Genomic DNA, 14,953 nt, shown 5'->3' on the forward strand with positions numbered 1-14,953 from the left:
TCGCCTGCTCGTGCGGATCAGGCTCCTCGGAGTCGTGCCGCTCGGGAGGCAACTGATCGTGATCGAGGACGCAGCTCCCGGCGAGCTGGGTCCCGCACACCGCACGATGCGAGACATCGGCCATCCTGTGTCCGGTCCGCTCGCACTCCTCCGAGGGTGGCACCATGAGATGACCGTTCAGTCTGATGCACACGGACGCACCATCTGGCTCGACGAACTCACCGTTTCCGGCGGTGCCGCACTGATAGGTGCACCCGTGCTGTGGGTCACCTGGCGTTGGCGCGGACGACGCCTCAGATCTCTCGCACGGTACTGGGGCGACCCTGCCCCCGAACCACGACCCCGTTCGACCCTTCGAAGGGAGCACACGACCCGATGACAATCCCCGATTCTCTCCAGTACCTCGCGCTCATGGCCGGCTGTCTCCTCCTGACGCTGCCGCTTGAGTTCGTGCTGGGAGCGCGCGTCTACCGCGCTCCGTTGCGGCTCCTTCAGGCGATTCTGGTGACGGTGATCGTGTTCTCGGTCTGGGATATCGCGGCTATCGGTGCTGGAATGTGGAGCTATAACCCACAGTTCACCACCGGGATCATGCTTCCATTTGGTCTCCCGCTCGAAGAACTCGTCTTCTTTATCGCGATCCCCATCTGTGGTGTGCTCACCTATGAGGCGGTGGGCCGTGTCCTCACGTGGCTGCGTCGCCTCACACGACGGCACACGACCGATTCAATGAGGAACGAACGATGAATCCCTGGGCGTTGTACCCCGTCGCAACACTCCTCACCATGATCGCGGTGATCCTCATCGAGTTGCTCTGGCTGAAGACCGGGATCTTCCGCACCGCCCAGTACTGGGTCGCAATGGTGATCATGCTCTCGTTCCAAGTGCTCGTCGACGGCTGGCTCACCAAACTCTCCAACCCGATCGTGATCTACACGCCCGAGACCATGCTCGGAGTGAGGTTCCCCTGGGACATTCCGGTTGAGGACTTCGGGTTTGGTTTTGCAATGCTCACCCTCACGCTTCTGGTGTGGAAAGTCACGGCACGGCGCTCGGTGCGCCCCTCGCCAACGCGGAGGCACGCGCCAACGCAGACGGAGATGCCACCGCAGATCCCAACGCCGACGCAGATGCCGCACGAAACGACGAGAGGCTGAGTATGACCCAGCGAGCCCCCGGCGCGATCGCCGCGCCGCTGAATTCCCTGCCCACCCCGGCACACCCCGTGTGACCCAACCGCGCAAAGTGGTGGTGGTTGGGGGCGGATCGCCGGGCTCGCCGCCGCGTGCGGACTCGCTGAGCGCGGCGTCGAGGTCACACTCATCGAGGCAGAGGATCGTTTGGGCGGCAGAGTGCGCTCCTGGGAGGCCACGACCGACGCCGGAGACGTGACGATGAGCCGCGGGTTCCACGCATTCTTCCGGCAGTACTACAACCTGCGCGAGCTCCTCACCCGGGCGGGCGATCTGGATACGATGCTCAGCCCCATCGCCGACTACCCGGTAGTGAGCGCGCGCGGCGACGCCGACTCGTTCGCCAAGATCCCCCGCACTCCTCCCTGGAACTTCATGACGTTCGTCGCGCGGAGCCCGACGTTCCGGGCCCGCGACCTCGCGCACGTCGACATCGACACGGCGCTTTCGCTGCTGGACGTCGAGTTTCCTGAGACGTTCCGGAAACTTGACGGAGTGAGCGCCGCCGAGTTCCTCGACCAGTTGCGCTTCCCAGATCGAGCCCGACATCTCGCGCTCGAAGTCTTCGCGCGCAGTTTCTTCGCGGATCCGAGCGACTTCTCCGCGGGCGAACTCGTCGCAATGTTCCACGCGTACTTCCTCGGTTCCGCGGAAGGCCTGCTCTTCGACGTGCCACGCGATGACTTCGACACCTCACTCTGGGCGCCACTGGGTCGGGCTCTCGAAGCGGCAGGGATGCGGCGAGTGCGCGGAGCCGTGACGAGCGTCGAGCAGCGCCGAGCGCACCATGAGTCCGGGCCGGAAGCTTTCTCCGGAACCGGGCGAGAAGGAACTCCGGAGTCGCTGGCAGCTCCGGAACCCGAGTGGCGCGTCTTCTTAGCCGATGGAAGCATCGAAACGGCAGATGCCATTGTGCTCGCTGCGGGCCCCGAAGCCACGCGCGAGATCATTGCGGCCTCGCCAGAGCTCGGTACGGACCGCTGGCGGCAGAGCATCGAGCGCATTGAGCTCGCACCGCCGTTCGCTGTGCTTCGGCTCTGGTTCGACGGGGTGGTCCACCCGGACCGTCCACCATTTCTCGGCACCGCGGGGTTCGGGCCGCTCGACAATGTCAGTGTGCTCGAACGGTTCGAGGCCGGCGCTCTGGCGTGGTCGCGCGAACACGGCGGGAGCGTGGTGGAACTCCACGCGTATGCCATTGACCCCGCAGACCTGGACGATCCTGAGCGGCAGCGGGAGCTTGCCGCTCAGCTCCGAAGGGAACTCGAACGCGTGTACCCTGAGACCGCTGCGCTGACTGCGACCGCGGAGATCCTCCTTGTTGAACGCGACTGCGCACTCATCGGCACGGACTCCTGGGACGATCGTCCGCAGGTGATCACTCCGGCTCACGGCCTGGTGCTTGCGGGCGATTGGGTGCGCAGCGACCTCCCGATCGCGCTCATGGAACGGGCCGCGACGACTGGCTGGATGGCGGCGAACGAACTGCTCTGCGGCTGGGGAGCTGCGGGACACACGCTCTGGAGCGTGCCTACCCACGGCCGCCACCGGTGGCCGAGGGTGTCGCGGAAGCTTATGGCGCAGCTGCCGTGGAGGTGAAGCTCACCTCAAGCCCACGCAGCTGATAGCCCTGCACCAGAGTGTCGAAGCCGCGATCTGGTTCTCGCGCAAGCGTGATCCCGGCTTCGAGTAGCGTGGTGAGCAGTGTCTCGGTCTCGAGCAGCGCGAGGTGCGACCCTGGGCAGCGGTGCGCCCCGTCGCCAAAACTCAGACCGGTCCGCTCGGCCGCTGGGAGGCCCCGGCCCCGCTCGATCGTTGCCGGTTCCGGACCAAAGACGTCAGGATCAAGGTTTGCTGCGCGCACGTCGATATCCACGAGCGTGCCCGGGTCGTGCGGGCAGCCCGCGGCTTGTTCGCGCACCCGGCGATAGAGGTGAGCCACCGGCGGCTCAAGCCGGATCATTTCACTCAAGAGCTCAGTGCGCCCGGTCACGTCCGCCGCGAGATACTCGGCGCACAGGGCAGGATCCCGCAAGAGCCGCCACAGCGCCATGGTCATGAATTCGCGCGTGGTCACCATCCCGGCCGTACCGTACGTGAGGCACTCCATCAGGATCTCACGGGGACGGTATCCGTGCGCGAGGAGATGGCTGATGATGTCGTCGGCAGGCTGGGCCCGTCTCGCCCGGATCGCAGGACGCACGTCGCGCCAGTAGAAGCTCATAAGTGGCACCAGCGCTTCTTTGGCGGCCCGCGCCCACTGACGCTGCGTGCGGCCGTGATCCCTGCGCGTATGGTCTACCGGTGGTTGCCGGAAGAACGCTTCAAGGCGCCGTGCGAGAGCTTCCGTATCTCCGCCATTCAGCCCCACGATCTCCGATGCGACACGCACCGAATAGATCAGCGCGAGATCGTCGATCCGGCACCTCCCCTCGCGCTGCGCATCCGCCACGAGATCCGCGGCTGCGCGCTCGATGAACGCGCGATGCGTGACTTCCAGTGTGCGCGGACTAAAAAACCTGACCAGCCGCTTCCGATGCTCAAGATGCTCGGGACCGTCGTCCATCAGAATCGGCCGGTGTCTGAAGAGCCGCGCGGGAATGCGCTCCGACGTGAACCCCGCCTGCGTGGTTGCACCTTTCGCTCGCAGGAGCGCCGCGCTCTCGCGCATACCGGTGAGCTTCGCCACGCACTGGACGCCGGGATCCGGCACTGTGTGTGAATCTTGCTCCTGCCGCTTGCTCGCTCGCATCGTCACCTCCGCGTTACCCGCGCGCGGACCTCGCACGGAACCAGATGGTGAGCTCGTTGAGCGCCCGCATCACGTGTTCTGGGGAGTCCGCCCGCTCGATCTCCGCGAATGTGTCGCGGAACCCTTCGGGCAGCTGCGGCGAGGTGGGGCGCAGAGCCTCGTAGCCCATGCGCCACGTATCAAACCTGCGCTCGGAGATTTCCGCGTTGAGGAGTACCCGCAGATGGGTGTGGCGCGAGTCCCGCGAGATATCGTCGTACAGTTCATCGAGCGCTGTGCGCGGACCTTCGATGTACTGCAAGAAACGCCCGCCCCGGAAAAACAGGATGCCGGTGATCCCCAGCCGCCCATTCTTCGACCGCGCCCGTTCAAGCAGCTCAATGAGCTGCGGTTCGTCCACCGGAGCGGTGGCATCGCTCGAGTACACAATCGCGCGCAGATCCACTGGGTTACTGCTCATCACGCGGCTCCTCTGCTGCGCCGAGCGCGTCTATCTGCGGGTCCGCACTCACGGTTGTGCCTGCCTCTGACAGTCGACCCATGGCAGTCTCCAACCGGTCAAAGAGGCCAAGCACCCGCGCGCGCGAATCACACACTTCGAAGAGGGCTGGCTCGATCTGGTCGATGAACCCGACCATGAGGACGCCAACGCTTGCAACGTAGAAGCCTTCCTCGACGCATGACCACGTGAGAGCGACCTCATCACTTCCCAGGAGCGACTCGTTTCCCAAGGCCACCTCATTCGCTTCAGGTACCCAAACGAATCACCGCGCGAGCACCTCTTCACCATATCAAAGCACGCAACTGCCGAGTCGTGGCGCGCCTGTCGCGGGGCGAAGGGTGCGCGACAGAGCCCGGCCACTTTCGAGTCGGGTCGGGGCGGGTCAGGCCATTTCCTGATCCGCTTCGGGCCGCCCGAGCCTTCGATGAAGTAGTGTGCTCACCGGAGGCCACCGATGACGATCTTGCAGCGCACCTACTGGTGGATGGCCGACTACTTGTATGCCGCGAAGTGGCAGCTCAGTGCGCTCTGGCGACGGCAAGACCCGCAACTGCTGCTGCGTGGCAGCGCCAGGCCGGTTCTGATCCTGCCAGGCGTCTACGAGCCCTGGCGATTCATGATGCCGATCATCACCGATCTCACCGATCGGGGCCACCCGGTGCATATCCTCGACCCGTTGCGATACAACCGAGTTCCGGTTGCGGACGGAGCACGCCTCGTTGGAGATTACCTGGCGGCACAGGATCTAACTGATGTGGCCATCGTTGCGCACAGCAAAGGGGGCTTGATCGGAAAACACGCAATGTCTTTCGGTGCCGACACCTTTCGGATCCAGACGATGGTGGCGATCGCCACCCCATTTGGTGGCTCACGCTACGCCCAGTACTTTCGTGGACCGACGCTGCGCGCATTCTCGCCAGCGGATGCGACACTCGTGCACCTCATGCACACAACCGCCGTCAACGCGCGAATCACCTCGGTGTATCCCCGTTTTGATCCGCACGTTCCCGAGCAGAGTGCTCTCTTGGGCGCTCACAATGTGTGCGTTGATACCGGCGGTCATTTCCGCATTCTCGCGCACCCACGCACGCTCGCAGAGATTCGCCTGGTTGCTGCCTCCGCATCAGGGGATCGGCCGGACTGACTGCACTCGCCTCAGCGTGTTTCTGCCCCAGACCGTTTCCGAGCACGCTTCGCGTTCCGCCGCGACCAGCTCCGAGCCCAGGCATCACCGTAGGTCTCGTGAGGCGAGTCCGGACGCTCCCATACCACGATCAGCGCGGTCGCGATGGGTCCGAACACGAGGCTCAGCAGGAACCAGTTCAGCCGAGATCTCCCCTTCTGCTCCGCCAGCCCAGCATTGATCAGGGCGAGCGTACCCCAGAACATGCCGGTCGAGACGTAATCACCCATGCCCCGAGCCTATCGATTTCCGGCGAATTCAAGGAGCAGTCGCCCCAGAGCCTGATCCGACAGGGTTCTTCCGCTTCCGCTTCCATGGGGCTAGGCTGGCGCGCACCGGGCGCCCAGGCTGAGCCGGGCCTAGCGTGCTCCGAGCGGAAAGGGCCAACACGATGACCGCAGAAGATTGGCGCGCAACCACGGTCGACAGAGCACGATCTGCGATTTTGGCTGCGCACCCGGGTATCACCGAAGAGCGGAAGTGGGCGAAGGCCTCGAACCCGGATGGGGTGCCGGCGTTCTCGCTCAATGGCCTCATCTGCACCGTCGAGACATATCGCGATACCGTCAAGATCACGTTCGCACGCGGAGCCTCGGTGCCGGATCCAGCTGGGCTGTTCAATGCCAGTCTCACCGCAGGCACACGCCGCGCCATTGATCTTCACGAAACCGATACGGTCGATGAGACAGCTCTCACCGCGCTCGTGCGCAGCGCTGTAGCGCGAAACGAACGCTAAGCCTGCTGCGCGAGTACGAGCGCTTCGGAGCTCAAATCAGCCGCAGCAGCTTGATCGAGGAACCACCTCACACGCGGGTGCCGACGCAGCAAACTTGCCGGCACCTCGAGCGTTTCAGGGCCTTCGAGCGCAGCAGCTACTGCTGCGGCCTTCGCTGCCCCACTCGCGATCACCAGCAGTTCATCGGCCTGAAAAATGGTGTCGATTCCCTGTGTTATTGCGTGCTCAGGGACCTGCTCCGGCTGGTCAAAGAACCGGGCGTTATCTGCTCGAGTCTCCTCGGTCAGTGTGACCCCTCTGGTCCGGGATTCAAGATCAGATCCTGGTTCGTTGAACGCCAGGTGGCCGTTGCGTCCCACTCCGAGGATCTGAATCGCGACCCCGCCGGCCTGCGCCATCTCCCGCTCGTACTCGATTCCAGCGGCCTGTGATTCCGCCAGCGTTGCCGCGCGCGGCACCCGCACCAGCTCCGGAACCAACCCCGCCGGCCCGACGGCCTCCCGAGCGATGACCGCGTGAAAGCTCTCGGGATGCGCTGGATCGATACCAATGTACTCATCAAGCGCGAAGCCGCGAACACGGCTCTGATCGAGTTCCTCCGCCCGAGCGAGTTCACCCCAGGCGGCATACGCGGCGACGGGCGATGATCCGGTCGCCAGCCCCACGACGGTGTGAGGATTGACCCGGATCTCAGCGACGATTCGCGCGGCGACTGCACGTCCGAGCGCTTCACGGGAGGTGTACACAGCAACATTCATCGGATGGGCCTCTTCTCGTTCTGGCACTGTGCGCATGGCGTGGTCATTCCGGGATCGCGTCGTGGTCATCGGGCTGCCACCCGTGAGTAGCGGCAGCCATCGCGATCGAGCACATGGACGATTCCGTCGATGATCGCATCACACTCGATGGTTTCTGGCAGCCGGGGATCGGCGCCGATCCGGAAGCGGAGTCTGTGGCCGGGCAACCGCACGAGCGGCACGTCTGCTGTCGGTGCTTCGACTCCGGCGTACGCCCGAAGCACCAGTGTTCCCGCACCGTCCACTCCGAGCTCCAGGTGGGGGAACCACGGAGAGTAGCTGCGGAAGCACCCGGTGATTCCAGCGAGCTCGTCGGTGCCAGGCTGCAGTGGGGCACGGACTGGGAGGAGTGATGCAACGGGATCCAGCTGCCCCGCGCTCAGCACGGGAGCTTCGACGTTGATCGCGTTGGCGGCGTCGAGCACAGCCGATGCATGCACCTCGCGCGCCAGGAGCTCGGCGTATGGCCGTTCACCCGGTGCGGACAGCAGCACCGCCACTGCGATTCCTGAAGCGGAATCGGAGATCATGAATGAGCCGTAGCCAATCATTCCGCCGCCGTGGGTGAGCAGCGTCCCCTCGGACGTCTCCTCCACATTCACGCCAAGCCCGTATCGCGCCGCAACGACGGGGAGGTGGCGTCCGGCGGCCAGAACGTCCTCGCCGCCGGGAGCGCGTTCGCGCGACAACAGTGCGACCGCCGCGGGGAGCCACTCCGCCTCTGGGGTGGCGGTGGGGTCCGTGAGATGCACTGCGAAGGCAAGCAACTCGCTCACGTTCGCTGCGACGTTTCCGTCTGCTCCGGCCGGTTCCACCCAGGCGGCATCTGCGAGCGAGTCACCCGGCGTCCACGGAGCATCGTCGCGGGAGGGCACGGTGCCAGGAACGATGCTCTCGCGTTCTGCACCGGTCACCTGCGCAAGCGTCCCACTCATCCCGAGCGGATCGAGCACGAGTTCGCGCACCGCACGGTGGAATGGCGTGCCCGTCACTTCCGCTATGGCCAGGCCCAGCACCACATATCCGATGTTGCTGTAGTGGAAAAAAGCGCCTGGCGGACTCCCGGCACGCGTGCTGGCCAGTCCCCACGCTTGGCCCGCCTCTCCTGGCAGGGCATCGTTGCCCGTGATCCACCCGGTGGTGTGTGTCAGCAGATGCCGGATGCTGGGATTTCCCGCCTCCGCGGGGAGGCGAAGCCAGGGCAGGAGATCACACACGTGATCGTCGAGGCTCCACTGCCCCGTCACGGCAAGTCGCGCTGCGGCGAGCGCAGCAACGGTCTTGGAAATCGAACCGATTTCGAAGCGATCACCGACGGTAACCGGACCGCCGTGTGCACCGCGGGAGCCGAAGGCGTAGGCAACCGCACCGTGCGGGGTCGCCACCGCGAGGGTGCCACCTGCGACTGGAGCGTTTTCACACAGTTGTTTCAGGAGCGCGCTCACCCGCGTGCTGCCGGGAAGCTCACTCGGCGTGGTGAGGGTTCGAGGGGTGCCGTGCTGTGGGACCGGGTTCATGATGTCTCTCGTTCTCCCGCGTTTTCTCCCGCGACGCGCTCGCGCTCGCGTGCGATAGCCGTCTCTTGTCGGGCAGCAAGCTCGGCCCACATCACTGCTCGATCGGGGCGGGGATCAAAGCGCTCGAACGTGGTGATTGGGGGAAGTGCGGGGAGTGCGAGGCCGTCGAGCAGCACTCCCACCGCGCCGAGGGCCGAGTGGTCCGCGTCGCTGCGATCTGCCGCGACTTGGAGACCTGTCGCATCGGCGAGATCCTGCAGCATGAGTTCGGAAGAGAGCGAACTTCCCGCAACTAAGATTCTGGCATCTGGCGATTCCGCGAGCACTGCCACACAGCGCCGAAGCTCCAGAATGACTCCCGTGATGAGACCCCGCATGAGCGCACCTCGGGTTGTTCCGAGCGTGAGCCCGAGAAAGGCTCCGCGCAACGCTGAGTCCCAGAGGGCACCCTGCTCCCCCGGTCCGACAAAGGGCAGCGTTTCCGGTGCTTCGATCGGTGAAATCGGCGCTGCCTCTTCGAGCAGCACCGCGGGCGAAGCAGCTCCGGTGAGTTGCGCAAGCCACTGGAACGCGGAGCCTGTCGCCACGAGGTCCATCTCGAAACCGTATCCGCCGCGCGCCAGCGGGGTCACGAGCGCACGATTCTTCGGTTCGAGGGCGAGCGTCTCACGCAGGCCCAGAACGACCGTGCTCGTGCCGGAGATGATCGCAATGTCGTGGCCGGGCCGCGCGCCGAGCGCTTCGGCGCCCAGCACGGAGTCGGCCGCTCCCAGAGCAACTGGGATTCCAGGCGCCGTGCCAACCAGGCGCGCCACACCGGGGTGCAGGCCTCTGAGCGTTGTGGCAGCGGCGACCGTGGGAAGCGCTCCCCACGCTCCTGTGGCGTACTCGCCCCGGGCCAGGTCGTACACCCCGGAGCCTGCAGCAGTGCTCGGATCTGTGAGCAGTTCACCGGTGAGCTGCGCAAAGACATAGTCTTTTGCCCCCACGATCCTCGCCACCCGCTCCGCACTCGCCGGGTCCAAGCGCGCCAACCGTGCGGACATCGGCACCAGGTAGCGCCCATCCATGAGCTGGCCGGTGCGAGCGTATGCAGTGGCCTCGGGATAGTGCTCCCGCAGGTGCCGCGCCTCCGGTTCAGCTCGGTTGTCTTCCCACACGATTGCGTTGCCAATGGGCTCTCCCGACGCGTCGAGACGCACCATCGTCGGGAGCATTGCGGAAAGTGCAATCCCGACCCAGTCAGCAGCGCGGGTGGCCGCAGCGAGTCTCCCCAGCGCTCCGACGACGGCGGCCATCCAGTCCCGAGGCGCCTGTTCCGCCGCGCTCGGCTCAGGCCGGTGGGTGGGGTAGGGCTGCCGTACCCGCTCAATGACCCTGCCGGTTTCGATCTCGACCGCGATCGCTTTCAGGCTCGACGTGCCCAGATCAAGGCCGATCGCGATCCCCGTGCGCTGGGCCATAGCTGTCCTTCCCTCGGAGTTCCATCATTGGGGTGGGGCTGGTCTGCGGCGTGCGCCGAGCCAGCCCCGTTCGCACACTAGCGTCGAAACTCCCGCGCAAGCACCTTCATCGCGCCGGATGCTGCCTCGAGCGTGTCGTCGATATCGCGTTCGTCGTGCACGAGGGACACGAACAGGTTCTCGAACTGCAGCGGGTGGAACAGCACTCCGCGAACGATCATTTCTTCGTACCAGCGCTTGAACACGCCCTCACGGGTGTGTGCCACCGCGTCACGCCAGTTCTTGATGGGACCGTCCGCGAACCAGAGCTGAAACACAGTGCCGAGTCCGGTCACGTACGCGTCGATTCCGTTCTCATTCGCGATAGCTTCAAGCCCTCGTGCGAGCCGCTCACCGCGCGCACGCTGGCGCTCGTAGAGCCCCGGCTCTGCGATCAGATCCATCGTCGCGGAGACGGCAGCGCACTGCACCGTGTTCGCGTTGTAGGTGCCAGAGTGCGAGTAGGTGCCGTCAGCGATCAGCCGCATCGCTTCTCTCGTGCCGCCGATTGCCGCAACGGGGAACCCTCCCCCGATTCCCTTCGCGTAGGTGGTGAGGTCCGGAATGACTCCGTAGTACTCGTGAGCACCACCGCGTGCGATCCGGAAGCCGGTGATGACCTCGTCGAAGATCAGCATGGCACCGTATTTCTCGGTCTCAGACCGCAGGAGCTCAAGATAGCCAGGCTCGGGCAGGATGCAGCCAGTGTTGAGCACTGCGGGCTCTGTGATCACCGCGGCGATTTCCTCACCGCGCTCCGCCATGAGCTTCACGAAACTCTCGGCGTCGTTCCAGGTGAGCACGACGAGCGTGTCCGCGAGTTCTGCGGGGACGCCGAGGCCCATGGCGACCGGCCGTGGGCTCTCTGCGGGGCCCGCCTGATCCAGATCGACGTGGTTGGACCAGTAGACGCTGTCTTGCCAGCCGTGGTAGAGGCCTTCGAAACGCACGATGATGCGCCGTCCGGTCGTCGCGCGGGCAATCCGGACTGCCTGCCCCACGGCCTCTGATCCGGAGTTCGCGAACCGGACCTGCTCTACGCCGGGCACCGCGGCAACCACCTTCTCTGAGGCTTCAATCTCGAGCTCGTACGGGAGGCCGAAGCTCGTGCCCTGATCCTCAATCGCGCGGACGACCGCCTCGGTCACGACCGGGTGGCGATGCCCGAGGATATCTGGGCCAAGGCCGAGCAGATAGTCAACGTACTCGTTCCCGTCGACGTCAGTAATACGCGAGCCGCGTCCCTGCTCCATGAACAGGGGGTAGGGATTCCAGCCATTGCGCGGCAGCCGGGCGGTGCTGCCCGCACCGCCAGGGATCGTGAGCTTGGCACGCTCAAAGAGTTCGCGCGACCGCGCGGTACGCTCCGGGAACTGTGTGTCGAAGGTGATATCCACGTCAGCCCTTTCAAAATCTCAACATCGAGGCTTCCGAGTGAAGCCACTTAATATACTAAGCATTCTGAGCGGGAAGTCAAGCAATGAGCGGTGCGCCTCGCAACCACGCCTCGGCCACTTCGGCACTCACGAGCGTGCCTGCCCCCGTCGCCCCCTCGGGACGACCCGCAAGAGGCGCTTCGAGAAACGCGGTGCCGCCGAGATCAATGTGCACCCACGGCACATCTCCCGCGAAGCCACCGAGATAGCTCGCCGCGTGCCGCCCCATGTCCGGCCGGTCAAGCGGGGCATTTCGCACCCCCGCCACCCGACTCTCCAGGGCAGACTCCTCCCCATAGGGCAGCGGAATGGGCCACACCGGATCAAGAGCCACACGCCCAGCGTGCTCAACTGCTCGCGCCAGACCCTCATGGTTCGACCAGATCCCCGACGCCCGAAGCCCCGCTCCGCCATCGGTGAGTGTGCCAGCGTCGAGGATCACGGCGTGACCACGTTCGCGGCACCACGCGATCCCATCCGCGAGCACCAGGCGCCCCTCACAGTCAGTATCGACGACTTCACTGGTCGCCCCGCCCGGGTGCGTCACCACATCTCCCGGGCGTTGCGCCGTCCCAGATATCACGTTCTCGCACAGCGGGAGAATTGCTTCCACCCGACGCCCGTCCGCGAGGTCTGCGCCCGTGGCTTGCGCGCTCAACACGAGCGCAGCAGACATTGCAGCTGCGGCGGCCATATCGGCCTTCATCCAAGACATCTCGCTTGAGTCCTGTTTCACGTTGAGCCCGCCCGAGTCGAACGTGATTCCCTTCCCCACGAGGCCGAGCGTTGCCGCAGCTGCCGCATCACTTCCCCACGTCAGCCGAACGACGCGGGGTGCGCGATCACTCCCGCTCCCGACGCCAATCGTGGCACCGAACCCGCGCGAGGCGAGCTCGTCTCCCGCCCACACTTCACACTGCACCCCTGCACCCTCCGCAAGGGCTGAAATCTCTGCGGCGAGCTCTGCTGGCCCGAGCAGATTTGGCGGGCGCTCGGTCAACCGCCGCACCCAGGCCACTGCCGCAGCCTGACGCTGCGCTCGATCCGACACCACGGCTCCGTCGCCGAAGATCGGCCTCACTGCGCGCGCCGCGTGTTCAGAGCCGTCGTCCTCGGCCGGGTCCGCACCCCCAACACCGCACCACGCCAGAGCGCCTCGCGCTGTGCGTCCCGCAACCCTCCCCATTCGTCCGCGTCTTCGCGCGGGAGCGCGTCACCCACTCGACTACCCGCGGGCCAATACAGAGTCCCACCCGGTGCTGCAGCGCCGAAGCGCCAGCCGGCTTCAGCGAGGCGTTCGAGGTCTCCCGGGGCGCCGGGGCCCGTCCTGCGAGCTGGGACATGACAGGCAACCACCGTTCGAGGCCCGGCTGCGGTCAAGATAACGAACCGGGCCGCTCCGCCGGCAGCCGCACTGCCAGCGCTCCTGGCGACTCCGCCCGCGTCAAGGTACGCGACGAGTTGCGCTTCGGCCGCCGCGACGTCCGTGCGTGCCGCGTCATCGCTCGCGAAGAGCGCGACGGCGAGCGCGGCTCTGCCCGCCGCCAGACCGCTGGCAAGCTCTGGAGATTCTGCAGCTGCCGCACCCCCGGGCGCAGGGAGGCTGGGAAGCAAGAGGTAGTGCACGGTGCCCGTGTCGGCGGTCACGAGGCAACCCGTTCAACCGAGGTGAGCGTTTGCGTCGAGAGGTTGTTAATGGACCCCACTAGCGGCGACAGCACGAAGCCGGTCCACTGAGGACTGTGCGCCTCAATCACCTGAGGATTGACGTAGACAATGTACGGACGATCGTCAAAGATGATCTGCTGCATCTCGTCGATGATCGCCCGGCGCTTCGCCTCATCGAGCTCGATGGCCTGCGCGGCATAAAGTTCGTCGTAGCGTGGGTTGCAGTATCCGCTGTCAGAGTTGTTTCCCCATGAGCCACAGGTGAGGGTGCTCAAGATGAAGTCCGGCTCCACTGGGGGTGTCCAGTTCCACATCGCAATGTCGTACTCGAGGTACTGGTTGTCGGGTGCGGTGATCGCGTCCCAGGCCGCATCAGGATCCATTTTGCGCTGTTCCACGAGCACTCCGATCTCCTCCCAGCCGCGCTGCATGGTTTGGAATGCCCGGTCGCCCGACCCGCTTTCCTCTGTGGGGAACACCAGTTCGTACTTCATCGGCACACCGTCGGCCACTCGGATCCCATCGGCACCGCGTGCATATCCCAGCCCGTCAAGGATGGAATTCGCCGCAGCGATGTCAAACGGCAACCCTGAAATAGATTCATTTGCAAATCCCGTGGCCGGTGACAGGAGCGCTCCGCCCGGTGCGGCATGGCCCAGATACGTCTGATCGACAATCTCGCTGCGATCAATTGCATACTCCAGCGCTTGGCGCACCTCGGGGACGAGCAGCTCTCGGTGTTCCGGCTTGTCTGGGTTGGTGTTGATGATGACATTCTTGATGGTCACGCTCGGGCCCGTCTCCACGGTCATCCCCGCATCCTTGAGGGTCTGGACGGCAGTGGGCGGCGTCATCTGGCCGATCATGTCGACCTGGCCGCTCTTCAGAGCGGACACCATTGCGTCATCGTTCGCGAAGAACTGGAAGCCGAACCCATCAATCTTGGGCTTCGTGCCGTACCAGTTCTCATTGCCCGAGAACATCATGAGCTGATCTTTCTCGTACTTTTCCATGATGAAGGGGCCGCCAGAGACGATCGGCGCAGCATTGTCGAACGTGGTGATTTCGCTGCCGTCCCCCTGGGCAAGTGGGGCCCAAATGTGCTCGGGAAGGATATGCAGCGCCTGAACCTGGGTCAGCACGTTGGCCACCGGCGACTCGTAGTGGAACACCACGGTGGTGTCGTCAATCGCCTCGGCCGTCTGCAGGTGAGCAACCCACCCTGCCAGAATGCCTGTCGGCCCAGCCTGGTGCTCGACGATCATATTCGCGGTGAACGCCACATCTCGGGCCGTCAGAGGCTTCCCGTCTGACCACTGCTGATCTGCAACGGTCGTGAACGTCCAGGTCTTGCCGTCTTCCGACGATTCCCATGATTCGGCGAACGAGGGGACGATCTCGAGATTCTCGTCGTACTCGGTGAGGTGCGGATAGACATACTGATAGAGCACACTCGAGTAGTCGGAGTCAGACACAAAGGGGTTCAGCGAGTCAACGAGCGACGTAGTTCCGACCCGAAGAAAGTTCTCACCCGCCCCTGATCCGCCTGGTGCGCAGGCCGATGCTGTCAGTGCCAACACTGCTGCAATCATCACCGCTGCAGCTCTTCGCGTCCAGATCTTCATTGATCAGCTCCTCATTGCTCTTGATCCAGTCGACTCCGACGC

The 14,953-nt window shown here is 64.8% G+C and carries 16 protein-coding genes; 5 read left to right on the plus strand and 11 right to left on the minus strand.

Features of this window, described 5'->3' with window-relative positions:
* The first annotated feature begins 375 nt into the window (after window positions 1–375).
* The 3 genes from K1X41_RS06045 (at window position 376) to K1X41_RS06055 (ending at window position 2,792) form a co-directional block, all read left to right on the plus strand.
* Window positions 376–747, plus strand: a complete 372-nt coding sequence (locus K1X41_RS06045; RefSeq protein ID WP_220175579.1) for a lycopene cyclase domain-containing protein — start codon at window positions 376–378, stop codon at window positions 745–747.
* A complete protein-coding gene (locus K1X41_RS06050) occupies window positions 744–1,157 on the plus strand; it encodes a lycopene cyclase domain-containing protein (RefSeq protein WP_258566674.1) in 414 nt (137 codons plus the stop codon). Before K1X41_RS06045 ends, K1X41_RS06050 begins: the two co-directional genes overlap by 4 nt.
* A 165-nt stretch (window positions 1,158–1,322) precedes the next feature.
* Entirely contained in the window at window positions 1,323–2,792 is a 1,470-nt protein-coding gene (locus tag K1X41_RS06055) for an FAD-dependent oxidoreductase (RefSeq protein ID WP_258566720.1), read from the plus strand.
* On the opposite strand, the gene K1X41_RS06060 is transcribed toward K1X41_RS06055, so the two are convergent.
* The 3 genes from K1X41_RS06060 to K1X41_RS06070 are packed head-to-tail and all read right to left on the minus strand — an operon-like array spanning window position 2,767 to window position 4,676.
* Entirely contained in the window at window positions 2,767–3,945 is a 1,179-nt protein-coding gene (locus tag K1X41_RS06060) for a cytochrome P450 (RefSeq protein WP_220175580.1), read from the minus strand. The genes K1X41_RS06055 and K1X41_RS06060 overlap by 26 nt on opposite strands.
* Before the next feature lie 13 nt (window positions 3,946–3,958).
* The gene (locus tag K1X41_RS06065) at window positions 3,959–4,405 is read right to left on the minus strand and encodes a BLUF domain-containing protein (protein ID WP_133617660.1); all 447 of its coding nucleotides are present in this window, start codon (window positions 4,403–4,405) and stop codon (window positions 3,959–3,961) included.
* The gene (locus K1X41_RS06070) at window positions 4,395–4,676 is read right to left on the minus strand and encodes a hypothetical protein (protein ID WP_133617661.1); all 282 of its coding nucleotides are present in this window, start codon (window positions 4,674–4,676) and stop codon (window positions 4,395–4,397) included. The genes K1X41_RS06065 and K1X41_RS06070 overlap by 11 nt, the downstream gene beginning before the upstream one ends.
* A gap of 225 nt (window positions 4,677–4,901) precedes the next feature.
* Here K1X41_RS06070 and K1X41_RS06075 point away from each other — a divergent pair, with 225 nt between their 5' ends.
* Window positions 4,902–5,591 (plus strand): esterase/lipase family protein, encoded by a 690-nt coding sequence (locus K1X41_RS06075; protein ID WP_220175581.1) that lies wholly within the window; start codon window positions 4,902–4,904, stop codon window positions 5,589–5,591.
* An 11-nt stretch (window positions 5,592–5,602) separates the two neighbouring features.
* Here K1X41_RS06075 and K1X41_RS06080 read toward each other — a convergent pair whose 3' ends face one another.
* Window positions 5,603–5,860 carry a hypothetical protein gene (locus tag K1X41_RS06080; protein WP_133617663.1) on the minus strand — a complete coding sequence of 86 codons (258 nt, stop codon included), beginning with the start codon at window positions 5,858–5,860 and terminating at the stop codon, window positions 5,603–5,605.
* Between the two features lie 161 nt (window positions 5,861–6,021).
* Here K1X41_RS06080 and K1X41_RS06085 point away from each other — a divergent pair, with 161 nt between their 5' ends.
* On the plus strand, window positions 6,022–6,366 hold the full coding sequence (locus K1X41_RS06085) for a DUF1801 domain-containing protein (protein ID WP_220175582.1): 345 nt from the start codon (window positions 6,022–6,024) through the stop codon (window positions 6,364–6,366).
* Here the strand turns inward: K1X41_RS06085 and K1X41_RS06090 are convergent.
* From K1X41_RS06090 to K1X41_RS06120, 7 genes are all read right to left on the minus strand, one after another.
* Complete coding sequence (locus K1X41_RS06090; protein WP_220175583.1) at window positions 6,363–7,160, minus strand: glucosamine-6-phosphate deaminase; 798 nt, start codon at window positions 7,158–7,160, stop codon at window positions 6,363–6,365. The genes K1X41_RS06085 and K1X41_RS06090 overlap by 4 nt on opposite strands.
* A gap of 29 nt (window positions 7,161–7,189) precedes the next feature.
* Window positions 7,190–8,680, minus strand: coding sequence for a serine hydrolase domain-containing protein (locus K1X41_RS06095; protein WP_133617665.1), 1,491 nt, complete (start codon window positions 8,678–8,680; stop codon window positions 7,190–7,192).
* Entirely contained in the window at window positions 8,677–10,143 is a 1,467-nt protein-coding gene (locus tag K1X41_RS06100) for a xylulokinase (protein ID WP_133617666.1), read from the minus strand. The genes K1X41_RS06095 and K1X41_RS06100 overlap by 4 nt, the downstream gene beginning before the upstream one ends.
* A gap of 77 nt (window positions 10,144–10,220) precedes the next feature.
* Complete coding sequence (locus K1X41_RS06105; RefSeq protein WP_220175584.1) at window positions 10,221–11,579, minus strand: aspartate aminotransferase family protein; 1,359 nt, start codon at window positions 11,577–11,579, stop codon at window positions 10,221–10,223.
* A 76-nt stretch (window positions 11,580–11,655) separates the two neighbouring features.
* Window positions 11,656–12,699, minus strand: coding sequence for a M17 family metallopeptidase (locus K1X41_RS06110; RefSeq protein ID WP_220175585.1), 1,044 nt, complete (start codon window positions 12,697–12,699; stop codon window positions 11,656–11,658).
* Window positions 12,696–13,265, minus strand: a complete 570-nt coding sequence (locus K1X41_RS06115; protein WP_220175586.1) for a hypothetical protein — start codon at window positions 13,263–13,265, stop codon at window positions 12,696–12,698. Before K1X41_RS06115 ends, K1X41_RS06110 begins: the two co-directional genes overlap by 4 nt.
* Window positions 13,262–14,911 (minus strand): ABC transporter substrate-binding protein, encoded by a 1,650-nt coding sequence (locus K1X41_RS06120; protein ID WP_133617668.1) that lies wholly within the window; start codon window positions 14,909–14,911, stop codon window positions 13,262–13,264. The genes K1X41_RS06115 and K1X41_RS06120 overlap by 4 nt, the downstream gene beginning before the upstream one ends.
* Between the last annotated feature and the right edge of the window lie 42 nt (window positions 14,912–14,953).

It is taken from the genome of Leucobacter luti (genome assembly GCF_019464495.1).
Lineage (GTDB): Bacteria > Actinomycetota > Actinomycetes > Actinomycetales > Microbacteriaceae > Leucobacter > Leucobacter luti_A.